This is a genomic window from Comamonas resistens (assembly GCF_030064165.1).
GTDB classification, from domain to species: Bacteria; Pseudomonadota; Gammaproteobacteria; order Burkholderiales; family Burkholderiaceae_C; genus Comamonas; species Comamonas resistens.
This window is the reverse complement of record NZ_CP125947.1, coordinates 574389-591743: the sequence shown is the minus strand read 5'-3', so window position 1 is coordinate 591743 and position 17355 is coordinate 574389. Positions and strand designations below refer to the sequence as shown.

General features: G+C 64.4%; 18 protein-coding genes. 7 read left to right on the top strand and 11 right to left on the bottom strand.

Going from position 1 to position 17355, the window contains the following annotated elements; genetic code table 11:
• The first annotated feature begins 74 nt into the window (after positions 1-74).
• A complete protein-coding gene (locus QMY55_RS02730) occupies positions 75-1151 on the top strand; it encodes an AraC family transcriptional regulator (RefSeq protein WP_283487171.1) in 1077 nt (358 codons plus the stop codon).
• A 17-nt stretch (positions 1152-1168) separates the two neighbouring features.
• Complete coding sequence (locus QMY55_RS02725; RefSeq protein ID WP_283487170.1) at positions 1169-1864, top strand: DUF4336 domain-containing protein; 696 nt, start codon at positions 1169-1171, stop codon at positions 1862-1864.
• 26 nt (positions 1865-1890) lie between these two features.
• On the opposite strand, the gene QMY55_RS02720 is transcribed toward QMY55_RS02725, so the two are convergent.
• Both QMY55_RS02720 and QMY55_RS02715 read right to left on the bottom strand, forming a co-directional pair.
• Positions 1891-2616, bottom strand: coding sequence for an HAD family hydrolase (locus tag QMY55_RS02720; protein WP_283487169.1), 726 nt, complete (start codon positions 2614-2616; stop codon positions 1891-1893).
• A 143-nt stretch (positions 2617-2759) separates the two neighbouring features.
• Positions 2760-3131, bottom strand: coding sequence for a YchJ family protein (locus tag QMY55_RS02715; RefSeq protein ID WP_283487168.1), 372 nt, complete (start codon positions 3129-3131; stop codon positions 2760-2762).
• Positions 3132-3301: 170 nt separating this feature from the next.
• Between QMY55_RS02715 and QMY55_RS02710 the strand changes: the two genes are divergently transcribed.
• A complete protein-coding gene (locus tag QMY55_RS02710) occupies positions 3302-3793 on the top strand; it encodes a DUF421 domain-containing protein (RefSeq protein WP_283487167.1) in 492 nt (163 codons plus the stop codon).
• Positions 3794-3809: 16 nt separating this feature from the next.
• On the opposite strand, the gene QMY55_RS02705 is transcribed toward QMY55_RS02710, so the two are convergent.
• From QMY55_RS02705 to QMY55_RS02680, 5 genes are all read right to left on the bottom strand, one after another.
• Positions 3810-4601, bottom strand: coding sequence for an alpha/beta fold hydrolase (locus tag QMY55_RS02705; protein ID WP_283487166.1), 792 nt, complete (start codon positions 4599-4601; stop codon positions 3810-3812).
• Positions 4602-4767: 166 nt separating this feature from the next.
• Complete coding sequence (locus QMY55_RS02700) at positions 4768-5898, bottom strand: acyl-CoA dehydrogenase family protein (protein WP_283487165.1); 1131 nt, start codon at positions 5896-5898, stop codon at positions 4768-4770.
• Positions 5899-5943: 45 nt separating this feature from the next.
• Complete coding sequence (locus QMY55_RS02695; RefSeq protein WP_283487164.1) at positions 5944-6615, bottom strand: SDR family oxidoreductase; 672 nt, start codon at positions 6613-6615, stop codon at positions 5944-5946.
• Between the two features lie 129 nt (positions 6616-6744).
• Positions 6745-6954, bottom strand: a complete 210-nt coding sequence (locus QMY55_RS02690) for a hypothetical protein (RefSeq protein ID WP_283487163.1) — start codon at positions 6952-6954, stop codon at positions 6745-6747.
• Positions 6955-7228: 274 nt separating this feature from the next.
• The gene (locus QMY55_RS02680; RefSeq protein ID WP_283487162.1) at positions 7229-7561 is read right to left on the bottom strand and encodes an STAS domain-containing protein; all 333 of its coding nucleotides are present in this window, start codon (positions 7559-7561) and stop codon (positions 7229-7231) included.
• Positions 7562-7653: 92 nt separating this feature from the next.
• On the opposite strand from QMY55_RS02680, the gene QMY55_RS02675 reads away from it, so the two are divergent.
• The 4 genes from QMY55_RS02675 to QMY55_RS02660 all read left to right on the top strand — a co-directional run bounded on the left by QMY55_RS02675 (position 7654) and on the right by QMY55_RS02660 (position 12509).
• The gene (locus tag QMY55_RS02675) at positions 7654-9408 is read left to right on the top strand and encodes a solute carrier family 23 protein (RefSeq protein WP_283487161.1); all 1755 of its coding nucleotides are present in this window, start codon (positions 7654-7656) and stop codon (positions 9406-9408) included.
• Positions 9409-9437: 29 nt separating this feature from the next.
• Positions 9438-9896 (top strand): ATP-binding protein, encoded by a 459-nt coding sequence (locus QMY55_RS02670; protein WP_283487160.1) that lies wholly within the window; start codon positions 9438-9440, stop codon positions 9894-9896.
• Positions 9897-10065: 169 nt separating this feature from the next.
• Positions 10066-10770 (top strand): carbonic anhydrase, encoded by a 705-nt coding sequence (locus tag QMY55_RS02665; RefSeq protein WP_283487159.1) that lies wholly within the window; start codon positions 10066-10068, stop codon positions 10768-10770.
• A gap of 11 nt (positions 10771-10781) precedes the next feature.
• The gene (locus QMY55_RS02660) at positions 10782-12509 is read left to right on the top strand and encodes a solute carrier family 23 protein (RefSeq protein ID WP_283487158.1); all 1728 of its coding nucleotides are present in this window, start codon (positions 10782-10784) and stop codon (positions 12507-12509) included.
• Between the two features lie 99 nt (positions 12510-12608).
• Here the strand turns inward: QMY55_RS02660 and QMY55_RS02655 are convergent, their stop codons facing one another.
• From QMY55_RS02655 to alr, 4 genes are read right to left on the bottom strand one after another with little or no spacing between them, the layout of a single operon-like run.
• Entirely contained in the window at positions 12609-14645 is a 2037-nt protein-coding gene (locus QMY55_RS02655; RefSeq protein ID WP_283487157.1) for a SpoIIE family protein phosphatase, read from the bottom strand.
• Positions 14646-15458, bottom strand: a complete 813-nt coding sequence (locus QMY55_RS02650; RefSeq protein ID WP_283487156.1) for a hypothetical protein — start codon at positions 15456-15458, stop codon at positions 14646-14648.
• The gene (locus QMY55_RS02645) at positions 15448-16209 is read right to left on the bottom strand and encodes a hypothetical protein (RefSeq protein WP_283487155.1); all 762 of its coding nucleotides are present in this window, start codon (positions 16207-16209) and stop codon (positions 15448-15450) included. The genes QMY55_RS02650 and QMY55_RS02645 overlap by 11 nt, the downstream gene beginning before the upstream one ends.
• Positions 16206-17354 (bottom strand): alanine racemase, encoded by a 1149-nt coding sequence (gene alr / locus QMY55_RS02640; RefSeq protein ID WP_283487154.1) that lies wholly within the window; start codon positions 17352-17354, stop codon positions 16206-16208. The genes QMY55_RS02645 and alr overlap by 4 nt, the downstream gene beginning before the upstream one ends.
• Between the last annotated feature and the right edge of the window lies 1 nt (position 17355).

The following is a 17355-nucleotide window of genomic DNA, read 5'->3' as shown; positions in this document are numbered from 1 at the left end:
GCACCTTGTTCTGCAGCCCAGAATAAGGGCTAGCCCTGTCCAGAAGAAGTCAGTAAGGTTGCAATAATTGCCAAATGCTTACCCCTTCCCTGGTCAAGACGCCGCTGCCACACAATGCCAGTTCCGTCCTCAAATCGCACCCGGCAATTACCCCGATGGCCTTTGTTAAGGCCATCGTCCGGGCCTATGAAGAGCGCCAGATGTCGCCGCTGGCCGCACTTGAAAAGGCACAAATCCCGCCAGAGTTGTTAAACCATGCTGATGAGTGCATCACGGCCCTGCAGATGGAGGCACTGTCGGACGCCGCCATGCGCGAGCTTGACGACGAGGCTCTGGGCTGGTTTCAGCGCCGCCTGCCCTGGGGCAGCTACGGCATGCTGGCCCGCGCCAGCATCAGTGCGCCGCAGCTGGGCCTGGCTCTGGCACGCTGGTGCCGCCACCATGGCCTGATCGCCAGCGACATCCAGCTGAGCCTGAGCGAGCAGGCCGGCATCGCCACGCTGACCTTGCATGAGTGCCGGTCGCTGGGAGATATGCGGGAGTTCTGCCTGATCTCCGTGCTGCGCAATATTCATGGTTTTGCCAGCTGGCTGATCAACGAACCCATTGGCTTGCTGCAGGCGAGCTTTCCGTTTGCCGCACCGCCGCATGCCAGCGTCTATCAGGTGCTGTTCGCACCGGGCAGTCTGGAGTTCGATGCGCCCGTCGCCAGCCTGCAGTTCGAGGCCCACTGGCTGCAAGCCCCCCTGGCACGTGACGAGACGGCGCTCAACCGCATGTTGCAGCGCGCCCTGCCGATCCAGGTGCGCCCCTATCAGCGCGAGAAGACACTGGTTCAGCGTGTGCGCCAGTTGCTAACGGCCAGCACCGAGGAGCAGCAGACGGCCGAGACCCTGTCGCGCCAGCTGCATCTGTCCCAGCGCAGCCTGCACCGCCAGCTCAAGGAGGAAGGGGTATCGCTGCAGGCACTCAAGGACGAGATCCGCCGCGAGCGCGCCATTGCGCTGCTGCTGCGCACCAGCCGTCCCATCAAGCGCGTGGCACAGGCCTGCGGCTTTCTCAATGACAAAAGCTTTATCCGCGCTTTCCGGCTGTGGACCGGGCTTTCCCCTTCGGAATTTCGCAAGACAGCCGGCCAGCGTATTTCTTGAATCCAGTACCCAATCTCATGCAGCAATCCACCCAAGAATGGCAATCTATTGCCGATGGCGTCTGGGCCCTGAGCTATCAGTTCAGCAACAAAGGCATGGCCATCAGCACACGCATGACCGTGATCCGGCTCGCCGACGGCAGCCTGTTTTCCCACTCCGCCGTGCCGCTGACGCCAGCGCAGCAAACAGCCTTGGACGCACTGGGGCCGCTGCGCCATATCGTGGCGCCCAGCGCCATGCACCATATGTTCGTGCCAGCCTTGGCCCGGCTTTATCCACAGGCCCGCCTGTACGGTACGGCGGGCGTGCTGCACAAGCATCCGGATCTGCCGCAGATGCAACTCGTCCCACCAGATGAAAGCGCTGCCTGGGCCGGGCAGCTGCAATGCCTGCCTGTCAACGGCATTCCCATGCTGGATGAGACCCTCTGGTTTCACCCCCGCAGCGGCAGCCTGATTGCCACCGACCTTCTTCAATGCTGGCAGGGCCCGTTGAGCCTGCCGGTGCGCATGTATCTGGGGTTGACCGGGGGTCATGAACGCCTGACCGTGCCGCGCACCATACGCCTGTTGGTCAGGGACAAGGCCGCCGTACAGGCCTGTGCACGGCAGATCGAGAGCCTGCCGGTACAGCGCGTGATACTGCTGCACAACAGTGTTATTGCCGACAGCCCCATGCAGCGCCTTCGTGAAGCGCTATCAATCTGGGATTGATCAGGCCGCTCGCGGCGACTGCAGACTCACGAAATCTCGTGCTCGTCGCCGTCGCCCGGGGTGGCGGAAGCCGCACTCTTGCACACTGCCGCGAACATGGCAGGCAGATCGCCCATATGGCCGAACACGCAGGCAGCACCGGCTTCCAGCAACTGCTCCGCCGACGCATGGCCCTGATCGGCGGGGAAGTAGCCCCAGACCGTGGCACCGGCTGCCACACCAGCCTGCACGCCGGTCATGGTGTCTTCGATCACCAGGCATTTGGCAGGATCGGCGTTCAGCGCCTGGGCCGCGGCCAGATACACATCGGGGAAGGGCTTGCTGCGCGGCATTTCATGGCCGCTGTAGACATGGCCTTCGAAATAGGGCGCCATTCCCACCTTGGCCAGCTGCATCTCCACCTTGGCACGGTCCGCGCCCGAAGCGCAGGCGATACGGCCCTGGCATAGCTCGTGAATCTGCTGGACGGCTTGCACCGCACCGGCTATGGCCACGAGTTCGGCTTGCAGGGCTACGTTGCGGCGCTCATAGAACTCGGCCATCCACGCATCGGTCAAAGGCTTGCCCGTGTGCGCTTCGATGATGGCAGCCTGGCTGCGCACCGTCTTGCCAATGAAGTCACGCGTGCACTCCTCCTGGCTGATGGCCCAGCCGGACTCGTTGAGCATGATGCACAGCACACGGTTGGTGATGGATTCGCTGTCCACCAGCACCCCATCACAGTCAAAAAGCACAGCGTCGAAAGCAGTCATGAAATCATCCGCATCGCAGCCAGCGATGCAAAAAAGGCGCCTGATGGCGCCTTTGGTCAAAAAAAAGATGCTCCCGATTATGCGAGCATGTCTTTTTTTGAGTTCAAGGGAAGGACACTCCGGCCAGTTGCGCGGACTCCGGCTCAGAACTGTTCGCCATCCACGTAATACCAGCGCCCCTCTGCGCGTACAAAGCAGCTGCGCTCATGCATGCGCACGGCGCGTCCATCCATGCGATAGCGGGCGACGAATTCAACTTCGGCACTATCCTGGCCCGTCACTTGAAAGTCCTTGATCTCCAGCCCCAGCCATTTCGTGGAGGCTTCAAAGTCCAGCTGCAGCGGACGCTGACTCGCATGCCACGTTGCTAGCAGATAAGAAGCGTTCTCCTGCACAAAAGCGCTGTAGCGCGAACGCATCAAGGACTCGGCATCTGGGGCTGGCTGCTCGTCCCAATGCTCGATATAACGGCCGCAGCAGTCGGCATAAGCCAATGACCTGGCTTTGGCGTTCATGCGCCCGCAAGGGCAATCCTGTTTTTTTTCGTTGGCTTTCACGGCACCTCGGTATCTGCCCCGACAGGCATGGTCTGCAATAGCACATTGTCAGCCCATTCCAGCAGCTCATACGGCTTGCCTTGCACCGCAGCCAGGGTGCACAGTAGCCGCTGTACAAGGGAGGTTCTATGTGGGCTATGGCCGTTCCGTGGTGGGAATTTGTGATTCGCGGCGTCGCCGTCTATCTGTTTTTGCTGGTGTTTCTGCGCCTGACGGGGCGGCGCCAGACCGGGCAGTACGCACCTTTCGACCTGGTGCTGCTGCTGATTCTGTCCAACGCCGTGCAGAACTCCATGAATGCCGGAGACAACTCCCTGATCGGCGGCTTGATCAGCGCCAGCACTTTGATCATCTGCCATGTCTTGCTGTCCTACCTGACCTATCGCTCACCCACCTTGCGCAAGCTGGTGAACGGCAAGCCCAAGGTCCTGATTCACCAGGGGATGGTTCAACCCAGCCTGATGACTCAGGAGAGGATCACCGCCGAAGATCTGGCAGCTGCCCTGCGCTCCAACGGCTGCCTCAATGCCCATGAGGTGGAACGCGCCACCATAGAAACCAATGGGCAGATCACCGTGGTGCTGCGCAAGCGCAGCGCTGCCGATCTGGGCGAGGCTTAAGTCACCTTCCCAGTCATCAGCCCAAGGAGTTCAGAAATTGCTCAATGGCCAGGTTCACGGGCTCGGGATGGGTGAGATTGGAGGCATGGCCCGCGCCTGCCACGTCCACCCAGCGCGCATTGGGCAAGGCCTTGAACATGGCACGTGCACGCTCGGGGGCAATGGCGGCATCCTTGTCACCATGGATGACCAGGGCCGGTACCTTGATCTCTGCCAGGCGCGGGCTGATGTCATCGCGCAGCGCCAGCGTGGCAAAACTCTGCCCCAGGTTGATAGGTGAAGCCTGCTTCCATTTGGCGCGCCACTGGGCTGCACCGCCCCAGCCTTCACCCAGGACGATACGCTCTACCGTGGCCGCCATATCGTCGGACAAGCCATGCTCCATCCAGGCTTTGAGCAAGGCCTCGTGATGCGGCATCTGCTCGGGATCTTCCATCACGGCCTGGGTGTCTATCAGCACCAGCGCAGCCACCACATCGGGATGGATCAACGCGCAGCGCAGCGACAGATAGCCGCCTTGCGACATGCCGACCAGCACGGCCTTTTCCACACCCAGAAATTTGAGCAATGCGGCCAGATCGTCAGCGCTGTCGTAATAGGTGAAGGGGGCGCAATGATCGGGATCTGCCGTCTGGCCATGACCACGCTCGTCCCAGCTGATGCAACGGAACTGTGCCTGCAAGGCTTCGATCTGCGGATCGAACATGCTGCGATCCATGAGCAAGCCGTGGGAGAACACGATGGCCGGGCCGCGTCCGCCCGTGTCTTCATAATAGATGTTCTGGCCGTTGACCGGAGCAAAAGGCATGTGGTGGTCTCCCTGCTGCAGTGATAGGAAACGGGGCGCGCAGCCCCTTGCTCAAAGCATCCTAGACAGCGCAGGTGACAACAGCAACCGGCATGGCCCTAAGCTGCCACAGATGCACCGGCAAGGTTGACAGCCTCTGCTTTTTGCGCCCGCGCCGTCAGCGCATTCAGGCCAGCGCCCGCTGAATGATGATTTTCTGCACGTCGCTCGTTCCCTCATAGATCTGGCACACGCGCACATCGCGGTAGATGCGCTCCACGGGGAAATCATTGACCACGCCATAGCCGCCCAGGGTCTGGATGGCCATGCTGCAGACGCGCTCCGCCATCTCGCTGGCGAACAGCTTGGCCATGGCCGCCTCCTTGAGGCAAGGCTGGCCTGCATCGCGCAGACTGGCCGCGTGCCAGATCAGCTGACGCGCCGCTTCGATCTGCGTGGCACAGTCCGCCAGCCTGAAACCCACGGCCTGGTGATTGAAGATGGGCTGACCAAAACTCTCGCGCTCCTTGCTGTATTGCAGCGCGCATTCAAAAGCCGCACGTGCCATGCCCACGCTTTGCGCGGCAATGCCTATGCGTCCACCCTCCAGCGCCGACAGTGCAATCCTGTAGCCCTCGCCTTCGGCGCCGATCAGGTTGGCGACGGGAATACGGCAGTTGTCGAAATTGATCTGTGCCGTATCGCTGCTGTGCTGGCCCAGCTTGTCTTCCAGGCGTGCAACCTGATAGCCGGGATTGGACGTGGGCACGATGAAGGCGCTCATGCCCTTCTTGCCTGCAGCCTTGTCGGTGACGGCAATGACAATGGCCACATCGCCGTTCTTGCCGCTGGTGATGAACTGCTTGACGCCGTTGATGAGGTACTCGTCACCCTCGCGCGTGGCCGTGGTGCGCAGCGCACTCGCATCCGAGCCCACATGGGGCTCGGTCAGGCAGAAGGCTCCCAGCATCGTTCCTTGAGCCAGCGGACGCAGCCACTGCTCCTGCTGCTGGGCATTGCCGTATTTCATGAGAATGGCATTGACCGGGCAGTTGGTCACACTGATGACGGTGCTGGTGCCGCCATCGCCTGCGGCAATCTCTTCGAGCACCAGAGCCAGACTCAGATAGTTCAGGCCTGCGCCGCCCAGGCTCTCGGGCACGCAGATGCCGTAGGCACCGAGCGCCGCCAGGCCCTTATGCACATCCTTGGGGAAATGGTGTTCCTTGTCCCAACGCGCCGCATGGGGAGTGATCTGCTCTCGCACAAAATCGCGCAGAGCTTCGCGAATCATTTCCTGGTCCTGATTCAGCAGCATGAATGTCTCCAATATTTATAGCTGTATACCCTTTTTCAGCCTGGGCTAGGCATCCAAAAAACGAGTACGCGTTCCGTCATAACGCAGCAAGCTGCCACGGTCTTCGGGGCGGACTTGCTCCAACACCTGCATCAGGCCCTGCACGCTTTGCGCCACCGTCACAGGCGCAGAGTTGCCACCCATCTCGGTCTGCGTCCAACCCGGATCCAGCGCCAGCAGCGTCAGTCCGGGCCATTGCCGGCAGGCCGAAGCCACGGCCATATTGAGGGCGGCCTTGCTGACGCGATACAGCCAAGCGCTTTCGTCCGCACTGGAAAGCAGCGACATCTCGCTGGAAAAAGCCGCCACCACGCCTCCAGCCTCCTGCACCATGGGAGCAATCTGCGGCAGCGCCTGCATGAAGCCCAGCACATTGCTGTGCATGACGGCATCAAACTGCTGCTGCGTGGGCGGCACGCCCGCCGCATGCCCATCCCAGACGCCAGCGACATACAGCGCCAGATCGATGCTCTTGCCATCGAGTTGCCAGGCCAGACCGCTGATGCTGGCCGGGTTGGCCAGATCGACTTGCAACACCTGTGCGCCCAGATCCTGCACGGCAGCCATGTCCTCGGCCTTGCGCACCGTTGCGATAACACGATGCCCCTGCTCCACATAGGCCTGGGTCAACGCCTTGCCCAGCCCGCGGGAGGCTCCCAGAATCAGTATCAAAGACATAGCTGCCAGCGCCTATCGTTATTAGGTTTCAAGATATTTTTCAACTGAACTCCTTTAACCATTATCGCAATCAGCTATCCATTTCAATGAGCCCTATCGATCAGCTCTGTTTGCCTTGCTCTGCTGCAATCAGCGCGCTGTAGCGGGCCACGGCTCGCTGGTCATGCCTGACTGCGACCGGATCATCTGATTGAGCGATGGCATGACCTTGCGCGGCACCTGCACCTCGGCACTCCAGCGCCTGGAGTGCATCAAGGCCTTGGCGCAGTGCAGACAGGCTTCTTGCACATGCACCTTGATCACCCGCCTGGGGCGGAAATGATCGCTTGCGAACAGCACCGTGCCGTATCGCCGCTGTGCCGGCCCCGCTTGTCCTCAAGGCGCGCCACGATGAGCCGGGGCTGGCGGTCGGTACGAGAGGCGCTCATGCCTTTTTTACCCGCCGCCTTGTCGCCTTGTCGCCTTGTCGGCAATGGCAATGACAACGGCCACATCACCGTTCTTGCCCCCGGTGATGAACTGCTTGACGCCGCTGCACGGTTGCGCCGTTTTTTGTTTTCTTGTCGTGAAAATGGCCTGCGCCCTTTGCCAGAGAGGACAGCAAGATGTCCACTCAGAACCGAGTCAATGCCTCGCTGCGCGTGGGCTCGACATTGAGGATGGCCAGGAAGCCGCTGATGTCGAAGACCTCGCGCACATGCGGCTGCATGCCGCACAGCACCAGCAGACCGCTTTCCTGCTTGAGGCGCTTGGCCACCACCAGAACCATGCGCAAACCGGCGCTGGAGATGTAGTCAAGGCCCGCAAAATCGAGGATCAGATTCTTGGTGCCGCCATCCACGAGCGCCAGCACCTGTGCCTCGATGGCTGCGGCATTGGCGCTGTTGATCTGCCCTTGCAGAGGCACGATGGTGGCGGCGGCGGTAGGTTCGATGGCAATCGTCATGGAAATAATTTTCTCTGTGGTTTATCGCAGAATGCAAGCCGCTGCGATGATAGCGTGGCCTCTTGCCGAACCCTGCCAGAATTTTCCCGACCATGTATTTGTCCTTTCTGCGCTTGCCCGCACTGGCCGTACGCCGCCGTCCGCCCGACCTCGTATACGCCGCAGACGAGCGGCCTTCGGCCGGTGCCTTGCTGGTGCTGGGCGCGCAGCATGCGGCCACGGCCATGGCCTTCGTCACCTATGTGCTGGTCGCGGCGCGTACGGCCGGGCTGGACCGCTGGGGCACGCAGTCCATGGTGGCCATGACGCTGCTGGGCATGGCCTTGTGCACGGCGCTGCAGGCCTGGGGCGGACGCTGGGGCAGCGGCGCGCTGCTGGTACACATGCCCAACCCGTTCATGATCGCCTTTGTGTCGGCACTGGTGGCCGCGCATGGGCCTGGCGGCATGGCGACTGCGGCGCTGGTCTACGGCGTGGTGACGCTGGTCATGGCACCGCTGGTGCGCCATATGCGAGCGCTGTTTCCACCGCCTGTCGTGGGCGTGGTGATCTGCATGGGCGGCATGGCGCTGGTGTCGTCCTCAGTACGCCATGCGCTGGGCGTGGACGGGCAATGGCATGTCGATGGCGGCAGCGCGCTTGTATCCGGCATCACGCTGGGCTGCATCGTGGTGCTGTCGGTCTGGGGCAGGCGGCTGCGCCTCATGGCCTTGCTGGTGGCCATTGCGGCGGGCGTTGTGGTGGCAGCCATGCTGGGCCAACTCGAAGGCCTGCAGGTGCTGCAGGACGTGCCGCTGGTGGCGCTGCCGCAGGTGGCTGCGCCGGTGCTCGGCCTTGATGCCGGCATGATGGTGGCCGTGGCGCTGGTGGCCGTGCTCACACAGCTCGATATGCTGGGCAGCGTCATCATGCTCGACAAGATGGACGACGCGGACTGGAAGCGCGCCAACATGCAGGCCGTGGGCAGCGGCATCAAGGCCAACGGCATCGGTGATCTGCTCATGGGCATGCTGGGCGGCTTTCCCACCTGCGTCAGCTCCGCCAATATCGCCCTGGTCTACGCCACGCGCTCCACGGCCCGCGTCATCGGGTTCATGACGGCTTTGCTCCTGGCTCTGGTGGCTTTTCTGCCGCAGCTGACCATGGCATTGACGCTGATTCCCGAGCCCGTGCTGGGCGCCGTGGGCCTGTATGCGGCCGGGTTTCTGATGGTCTCGGGTATGGAGCTGATTGCTTCACGCGCCATGGACAGCCGCGGTATTTTTGCCGTGGGACTGTCGCTGAGCGCAGGCCTGACGCTGATGCAGATGCCGCAACTGGCGCAGCATCTGCCCCCGGGGCTGCATTTCCTGCTGGGTGACGGATTTGTGGTCGCTGGCATTCTGGTCATCGTGCTGAACCTGCTGTTTCGCATCGGCACCTCGCAGCGCGCTGCGCAATCGCTGCAGTCTGCCAGCCCCACGCTGCATGCAGACATCACGGGCTTGGTCGAGACCTGGGGCGCAGCCTGGGGTGCGCGGCGCAACGTGGTGCAGCGCGCGGCCATTGCCGCCCTGGAGGCCGCCGAGGCCGTGGCTGCCCAGGGACGTCAGCTGACGGGCATGCGCGGCAGTTTCGACGAATTCAACCTCGACCTGGAGATGCTGCACACGGGCGCGCCGCTGGCCCTGTCCTCGGGCCCGGCCGCGCCGGCGTCCGCCGCGCTGCTGGATGGTGACGACAGCGCCATCGACGCGGCGCTGGCCAATGTCTCGGGCCAGTTGCTGCGCCATCTGGCGGACCGTGTGAGCACCGCAGATAACGTCGGTACTGGTGAAGCCATGCTGCGCCTGCATTTCGAGCATTGAGGCCCCAAAACTCCAAGGAGCTGCCACCCATGAGCACTGCGGCAACCGCCACTGCACAACCCGAATGGCCGGCCTGGACCGCGCCGGCGCAGCGCTTCGAGCCCATGCCCGGCCCCGAGAGCATCTCCGGCGCACTGGCCTGGCTGCAGGCACTGGGCGAGCACCAGGCCTGGCCGCCCAAGACACTGTTTGCACTGACGCTGTGCGCCGACGAAGCCCTGGCCAATATCGTCCCTCAGCCCGACCAGCCATTGCACCTGTGGCTGGCCTGCGGCCCCACGGCACATGGCCTGGCTCTGAGGATCGAGGATAACGGCGTGGCCTTCGACCCGACGGCCCAGGCCTCGCCCGATCTGGCCGCCTCGCTGGACGAGGCGCAGGTCGGTGGCCATGGCCTGCGGCTGATGCGCCACTATCTGCACCAGATGCTGTACCGCCGCGAAGCGCTGCGCAATGTGCTGCTGCTGGAAGTGGCGCTGGAGCCATAAACGAATGCAAGCAAATGTTGCAGCCCGCCAGGGCTGTGGCAGGATTCTCGTTCCCGACCTTTGCACGATGTGCGCAAATCAGGCTCAAGCAAGAGCGTTGCCTCAAAACAGCAATCCTTGATTCATCCTGATTGGCGCAAGTCCTAACTTGTTTTGTGGAGAAATCATTTTGGCCCATCATGATCATGCACACGCCGGCGACGCCTGCCGCGACATCAGCCATCTGCTGGAGGGCATCAAGCGCTTTCGCCAGCGCTTTTATGAAGACAACAGCGAGCTGATGCACCGGCTGGTCGATCAAGGCCAATCGCCGCCAGCCCTGGTGATTTCGTGCAGTGACTCGCGCGTGGATCCCACGCTGCTGTCCGACGCCGATCCAGGTCAGCTGTTCGTGGTGCGCAACGTGGCCAACCTGGTGCCTCCTTACGATCCCGCACACCATTTCGACGGTGCGGGCGCAGCCATCGAATACGCGGTATGCCACCTGAAGGTAGACCACATCATCGTGCTGGGCCACGCGCACTGCGGCGGCATCAAGGCCATGCTGGGCGGCGCGGGTGGACAGTGGCTGCAAAGCGACTTCATCGGCAACTGGGTCTCTATGGCACTGGACGCCAGCCGCCTGCAGCTCTCCGAGAAAGACGCCCAGGGCCAGCCCCTGCTGGCCCCGCTGGAGCGCCTGAAGGACAACCCGGCGCTGGTCGAGCGCGCTTCGGTGGCCGGCTCGCTGAAGAACCTCATGAGCTATCCCTGGGTGCGCGAACGCGTCGAGGCAGGCAATCTGGTGCTGCACGGCTGGTGGTTCGACCTGGACACGGGCGACCTCTGGACCACCGAGCCCGGCGGCACGCAGCTGATGCCCGTCATCGACTGAAAGACTGACAGATGCGCCGCCCAGACAACATCGCCTTCGGCGTCAACGACCCGCTGCCCACAAAGCTGGCTCTGGGGCTGGCCCTGCAGCAACTGGCCTTTCTCGGCGCGCTGATGATCATTCCCGATATCTATGCACGCGCGGCGGGGCTGGAGGAGCGCAGCGGCTTTCTGGACATCGCCTCGGCCACGCTGCTGGTGTCGGCGCTGGTTATCGTGCTGCAGGTGCGCGCGCTGCGCTACCTGGGCGCTGGCTACTACTACCCGCTGCAGGCCACGGGCGCTGTGCTGCCGGGCATGTATCTGGTGGCCAGTCTGCCGGGCTCGGGTCTGCAAGCAGTGTTCGGCATGATCTGGGTGGTGGGGCTGACGCAGATCGCCTTCAGCTTTCTCATCATGCGCATGCGCAATATCTTCACCACCGAAGTATCGGGCGTGGCAGTGATGCTGATCGGGCTGGGCCTGGGCGCGCTGGGCCTGCAGCAGATTACCGGCACGCGGCTGTCGCATGGCCAGCCGCTGACCGGCGCCTCGCTGCTGACCGGAGCACTGGCGCTGAGCACCATGATTGGCTGCAACGTCTGGGCCAGGGGTCTGCTCAAGCTCATGGCGCCGCTGGCCGGCCTGCTTGTGGGCATGGCGCTGAGTCTGCTGCTGGATCTGATGCCCGAGCAGTTGCACGCCTGGCAGCAACTGGCCTGGGTGCGGCTGCCTCAGTTGCCGGTCTTCGGCTGGAGCTTCGAGCCCATGGCCATAGCGCCATATATCGTCACGGGCTTCGTGCTCTCTCTGACTTCCATGGGCACGCAGACCATCGTGCAGCGCAGCGCCGATGCCGACTGGGTGCGACCCCATCTGCGCCCGCTGGCACGCGGCGTGCGTGCCGAGGGCGTGGCCCATTTGTTCGCGGCCCTGGTCAACGGCCTGCCGCTGGCCGCCAGCGGCGGCGCCGTGAGCCTGGCTGCAGCCTCGGGCAGCGCCAGCCGCTATCTCGGCTACTGGACGGCGGGCCTGCTGCTGCTGGCCGCGCTGGTACCCAAGCTGATCGGCCTGTGGCTGCTGCTGCCCGCATCCGTCATGGGCGCGCTGCTGCTGTACCTTGCCACCTTCACCACGCTCAGCGGCTTGCAGCTGATCGCCTCGCGCATGCTGGACAACCGGCGCGTGCTGGCCGTGGGGCTGGGCCTGATGGTGGGCACGGGCATGCCCATCATCCAGCCGGCCATTCAGCAGCTATGGCCCTCGCTGGCCTATGTGGCGCTGTCGGGCCTAGCGGCGGGCGTGTGCGTGACGGTGCTCATGTCCTCGGTATTCCGTCTGGGCATACGCCAGGGCACGCGCAAGCGCTTCGCGCTGGACCACACCACGCTGGACGACATCACCGAGTTCCTCGAAAGTCAGGGTCGGCTCTGGGGCGCACGCCACGAGCCCGTGCGCCGTGCCGAGCTGGTGGGCTGGCAGGTGGTGGAGGCACTCACCGGCCATCATCTGTTGGCGGACCCGCAGAGCGAGATCGAGGTGGAGACGGGCTTTGACGAATACATCTTCACCCTCATCGTGCGCTACCGCGGCGGCCTGCTGCCGCTGGCAAAACAGCCCCCGTCGGCCGAAGAGCTGATGGCCAGCACCGAGGCCGAGCTGCAGATGACCGGCTACCTGGTAAGCCAGTCGGCTCACGGTGCACGCGCCAGCAGCAATGCCGATGGGCTGTGCACGCTGCGGCTGACCTTCGAGAATTAATGCACTCAAAAAAAATAGCTGCTTGCGCTTGCCACACCAGCATTTCAGAAATGAAATGCCTTCAATTCCTTATCCAGCAAGCGCAATAAGCTCCTGTTTTCAGGAGCCCATATAGCGCAGCGCCACGCAGGTGATGTCGTCGGCCTGGGGTGCGCCGCGCTCGAAGGCATGGACATCGGCCAGCACGCCTGCGGCCAGCTGCGCCGGCGCGTGCTCGGGCCCGGCCATCAGCGTGCACAGCACCTGCTCCAGCCGGGGCTCGCCATATTCCCGCCCATCGGGATCGAAGGCCTCGGTCACACCGTCGGTATAGAGGAATAGCTGGTCGCCAATACCCAGCTCCACGCTGCCCGCGCGGTAGGGAAAGCCTTCGCTCACGGCCACGGCCATGCCGCCGGTACGCGGCAGCAAGGCCACGCCGCCGTCCGCGCGCAGCAGGTATGGCGGGTTGTGCCCGGCATTGACGTAGCGCAGCTGACCGCTTTCCAGATTCAGCACACCATAGAACAGCGTGACGAACATCATCTGCTCGTTCTCTGCGGCCAGCAGGTCGTTGAGCTGGCCCAGGCATTTCGTGGGTTCGGCGATGAACTGTGCCGTGGCCTTGAGCAGCGTGCGCGTGATGGTCATGAACAGCGCAGCGGGCACGCCCTTGCCGGAAACGTCGGCGATCACAAAGCCCAGATGTGCATCGTCGATGAAGAAGTAGTCGTAGAAGTCCCCGCCGACCTCGCGCGCCGGCGTGATGTGGCAATGCAGCTGCACGCGCGCGTCCTGCGGCTGCTGGCGCGGCAAGATGCTCAGCTGGACCTGGGCCGCGATCTGCAGCTCCTGCTCCAGACCCGCAAGGCGGTTCTTCGTGACCAGGGCCTCGCGCAGCTCCTGCACCATGCCGGTCAGGCGCTGGTGCTGGTCTATGAGCCGGCCCGACAACTCGTTCATCACACCGGCCAGCTGACGCAGTTGCTCCTCGTCACTATCCTCGTCACTATCCTCGTCTCCATCACCGGCCTGCAGCGCCAGGGGCTGGTGCGTGGCTTCAGCCAGGCTCTGCAGCTTGGTGCGCAGCAGGCGCTCCTGCCGGCGGCGCACGCGCTCACGCAAGGCGCGTGCGGCAGCAAGCTCCTGTGCATTGCGCCGGAAAGCAGCCACGGCCCGGGCAATGCGACCGATTTCATCATTGCCCGCATAGGACAGGCGCACGCTGGCATCGCCCTGGGCCAGCGCCTGCAAGACGTCGATGGAACGCTCAAGCGGACGCAGGCTGCGACGCAGGTAGAAATTCAGCCCCAGCAGCACGGCCAGCAGCAAGGCAGCAATGGCGCCCAGCGCCAGCCGCCCGAGAAAACGGCTTGCCGCAGCATCCTGGGTGTGGTCGGCCAGCGTGATCAGCGTGCCTGCCGCATGGCCTGCGAGATCGTTCACCGGCATGCTGCTGAGGGTATAGGTTTTGCCGTCCAGCTCCAGTTCGCCATGCTGCGCCGCACGCTGCACCACATGCCGAGCCGCAGCCCGCCACAGCTCGGCATCGGTGGTCGCCAGCAGATTACCGCGCAGGTCGAGCAACGTGGCCACGGAAGCCGTGCGCTGCGCCATGTGCTGCAGGGCATGGTGCGCATCGCGCGCCAGCGCCAGCACCGCAGGCTCGGACTGGTCGGGCAGTCTTCTGGTGGAAATCACCAGCACCTGATCTGCCCCGAGCACGCGCAGTCCGTCCATGACATCGCCTGCAACGGCCCGCTCCAGGCTGTCCGCATCGAGCAAGGCCCTCTGCGGCACCGCCCCTTGAACCATGGGACTGCGGCCCAGGCTCAGCACAGCCACCAGATCCAGCGGCTGGCCCGGCCCGGGCTTCAGGCCCGCCTGTGCCATGGCCTGGGAAATGGCAGCCGGATCGGCGCGCCGCACAGCCTGCAGAAAATGCGGTGCCAGAACCAGCCGGTCCGCGTATTGGTCCAGCGTCTGGTCTTCCGCAGCCAGGGCCTCGGCCCATAACGCCGTCTGCGCGGCCTGGGTCGTGACGGCCAGGCGCTGCAGTAGCAACTGTTCACGCAACAGTCCGGCGCTGCCCAGGCCCAGCGCCGTCAGCAGCAGGCCTGCGGCGGCCATCAGGGTGATGCGCGTGCGCAGCAGCATTCAGCCTTCCTCCGACTGCCCGGCGGCAGGGTTCACGATGCGCTCTATGTCTTCACGCATCAGTCCGTCGAAATCCATGGCCAGCAACTCCTGGGCATAGGCCTTCACAGCCTCTTGCGCCGCGCGCTGCTCGGCATCGCCCTGGGTCAGGGCTTCCAACAGGGGCTGCAACCCGCCTCCACGGCACAGGACCTCCAGCCCGGAAATATCGGCCAGTACGCCCCCCTCCAGCCAGGCCCTTGCCGCCCGGCGCTGGCGCTCCAGCTGCGCGCCCGGCCCCAGCGCCGCCCACAGGCCTGCGCCCACAGCCAGCGCCAGCACCGCTGCTGCGCTCAGCGCCTGAGCCCGCGCCAGACTTTGCGGCCTGGCGGCACGGCCTCCTGCCACAGCCACCACGGCACCGGCCACCCCTTTCTTGGCAGCGATCTCCACGCGAACCGAGTCTGCTGCATCGCCGGGAGCGGACTCGGCCCCCACGGCATGCAGCGTGCGGCCGTCAGGCAGCACCACCGCAATCGAGGCCAGCGCGGACTGGCGCTCAAGTGCCGCCGCAAGGTAGGGCGCCACGCCCGGCAGCTCCTGCAGCGGAATACCCAGCCTTGCCGCGCGCCCCAGTTGCTGGGCCAGGGTCTGGGCCACGGACCGGGCCATGGCCCGAGCATCCTGACTGGCAGCGCGTGCGCCCCCTATGCGCAGTTCGTGCAGGGCCCACAGCGCGCAGCCACTGCCGACGACGAGCAGCACCGCAAAAGCCAGCAGGCCCGCACGCCAGCGCAGATCCTGCAGGGCCGGAAAACTGCGCTCAAGCCTCATGATCCAGCTCCTCCAGCTGCTTCATGCTCTGCTGGCAGCCTTGCTGCATGGCCTGCCACTGCCCGCGCTGGCGCAAGGCCGCCTGCGTCAGCGCAGTCGTCTGTGCATCGCTCTGGGCCAACGGCCTGCCTTGCAGAATGCGTGCGGCATTGCCGTAGGGCCGCAGCAGAAATTTGAGCCCCATGTACACGCAGGCCCAGGCCACCAGGCAGGCCAAGGCCGCCAGCATCAACCATTGCAGCCCCTGCTGCCCTTTTTGTTTCCACTGTTCCAGCGTTTGCGGAACAGGTGCAGTGGAGAGGGTGATGACGATGCCTCCCGCCGCCTGGCCCAGGTCGTTGTCAAAACGTTGGCCGATCTGCCGCAGCATCAGCGATTCGGCATGCCAGGGCTGCTCCTGAGCCAGATACCGACGCCAGTCGTCGGGCACGGGCCGGCCGCGGCTGTCGACATCGGTGCTGTAGAGCACGCTGCCGCTGGCGGCATAGACATCAATGGCAACGACCCGTGCAAAGGAAGCCTGCTCGCGCTCGATCACGCCCTGCAGCGCCTCCATCTGCTCCAGCTGCAATCCCGTGGAGAGGAAGTTCTCGGCCGTGGTGCGCAAGCTGCGCAGCAGATAGCCATCGAGCTGCGCTTCCATATCTGCCTGACGGGTGCGCTCGGCCTGCTGCGTGAGCAGCAGCAAGGCCGCCAGCAGGGCCAGCACACAGACCTGCACGACAGCATGGATGCGCCCCGGCAGCGTCATGCGGCCTCCATGGTTTCGGCCGCGCCGCACTGGCGGCGGTGCGGTGCCAGTGCGGCCGACAGCGCCAGCACTACATTGGCGGCTACGCCGGCCGCTGCGGCCAGCGTTTGCAGCGGCTGCTGCCGACCATAGACCTCGGCCCACATGCCAGGCTGGATTTCTCCGGGCGCATAGCCACTCACATCCAGCCCCACCATGCCCATGGCCACGCCACCGACGATGGGAGCCGGCCGTCCCGCCAGGATCAGGTGGCCGCAGTTGACCAGACTGAACGGCAGGCCATGACCGTAGCCCATGGCCACGGTGGCGATGCGCCGCGGGCCGCCCGTGACATAGCTGCCCGCATAGCCGACCTCGGTGCCCTCGGACACATCGGCCACGCGCAGCACAGGCGCTCTCAGGCTGGCCACGGGCTGCAGCAGCTCGGCGGCGTGCGCGCCTATGGGCACGCCGAACAAGGCGCTGCCGACGCGCACCTGCTCGAAATGCCAGCCCGGCCCCGCGAACACACTGGACGAGGTGGCGACGCTGCGCTCGGCCCGCGGCAGTTGCGCCGTCCATTGCACAAAGCGCTCACGCTGGCGTTGGCACTGCAGCGCCTCGGGGTCGTGGAAGCGCCCCAGATGGGTCACCCACAGCTGAACCTGGGCATCGTCCCAGAGCCTGGAGCCGGATTGCAATTGCGCCAGCTCTGCAGTGCCAAAGCCCAGGCGCGTCAGCCCCGTATCGAGGTGCAGGGCCACAGGAAAGCGCTTGTCATGGCGCGCGGCATAACCGGTCAGGGCCGCCAGCTCATGGGGCCCGGCGAGCACAGGGGTCAGGCCATGCGCAGCAAAATCTTCAGCGGTCAGCCCGGCCAGGCCATTGAGCACCAGGATACGCAGCCCCGCCGCCCTCGCATCCGCAGGCAGACAGGCTCGCACGGCCAGCGCCTCGTCCACGGTCGCCACCCAGAAATCGCGGCAGCCCCATTGCCACAGTTGAGGGACGACGTTCGAAACTCCCAGGCCGTAGGCATCGTTCTTGACCACAGCGCCGACACGGCTGCCCGGGCAGACGCCGCGCACGACCTGCCAGTTGTGCTCCAGCGCGCCAAGGTCTATGCACAGGCGCGGCCCATCATGCGCGGCAAGCTGCAGGCTCATG

What these genes read in the sequence shown, in the direction of transcription:
- QMY55_RS02730 (WP_283487171.1), top strand. Translation starts at nt 75, where the DNA reads ATGCTTACCCCTTCCCTGGTCAAGACGCCGCTGCCACACAATGCCAGT.
- QMY55_RS02725 (WP_283487170.1), top strand. Translation starts at nt 1,169, where the DNA reads ATGCAGCAATCCACCCAAGAATGGCAATCTATTGCCGATGGCGTCTGG.
- QMY55_RS02720 (WP_283487169.1), bottom strand. Translation starts at nt 2,616, where the DNA reads ATGACTGCTTTCGACGCTGTGCTTTTTGACTGTGATGGGGTGCTGGTG.
- QMY55_RS02715 (WP_283487168.1), bottom strand. Translation starts at nt 3,131, where the DNA reads ATGAACGCCAAAGCCAGGTCATTGGCTTATGCCGACTGCTGCGGCCGT.
- QMY55_RS02710 (WP_283487167.1), top strand. Translation starts at nt 3,302, where the DNA reads ATGTGGGCTATGGCCGTTCCGTGGTGGGAATTTGTGATTCGCGGCGTC.
- QMY55_RS02705 (WP_283487166.1), bottom strand. Translation starts at nt 4,601, where the DNA reads ATGCCTTTTGCTCCGGTCAACGGCCAGAACATCTATTATGAAGACACG.
- QMY55_RS02700 (WP_283487165.1), bottom strand. Translation starts at nt 5,898, where the DNA reads ATGCTGCTGAATCAGGACCAGGAAATGATTCGCGAAGCTCTGCGCGAT.
- QMY55_RS02695 (WP_283487164.1), bottom strand. Translation starts at nt 6,615, where the DNA reads ATGTCTTTGATACTGATTCTGGGAGCCTCCCGCGGGCTGGGCAAGGCG.
- QMY55_RS02680 (WP_283487162.1), bottom strand. Translation starts at nt 7,561, where the DNA reads ATGACGATTGCCATCGAACCTACCGCCGCCGCCACCATCGTGCCTCTG.
- QMY55_RS02675 (WP_283487161.1), top strand. Translation starts at nt 7,654, where the DNA reads ATGTATTTGTCCTTTCTGCGCTTGCCCGCACTGGCCGTACGCCGCCGT.
- QMY55_RS02670 (WP_283487160.1), top strand. Translation starts at nt 9,438, where the DNA reads ATGAGCACTGCGGCAACCGCCACTGCACAACCCGAATGGCCGGCCTGG.
- QMY55_RS02660 (WP_283487158.1), top strand. Translation starts at nt 10,782, where the DNA reads ATGCGCCGCCCAGACAACATCGCCTTCGGCGTCAACGACCCGCTGCCC.
- QMY55_RS02655 (WP_283487157.1), bottom strand. Translation starts at nt 14,645, where the DNA reads ATGCTGCTGCGCACGCGCATCACCCTGATGGCCGCCGCAGGCCTGCTG.
- QMY55_RS02650 (WP_283487156.1), bottom strand. Translation starts at nt 15,458, where the DNA reads ATGAGGCTTGAGCGCAGTTTTCCGGCCCTGCAGGATCTGCGCTGGCGT.
- QMY55_RS02645 (WP_283487155.1), bottom strand. Translation starts at nt 16,209, where the DNA reads ATGACGCTGCCGGGGCGCATCCATGCTGTCGTGCAGGTCTGTGTGCTG.
- alr (WP_283487154.1), bottom strand. Translation starts at nt 17,354, where the DNA reads ATGAGCCTGCAGCTTGCCGCGCATGATGGGCCGCGCCTGTGCATAGAC.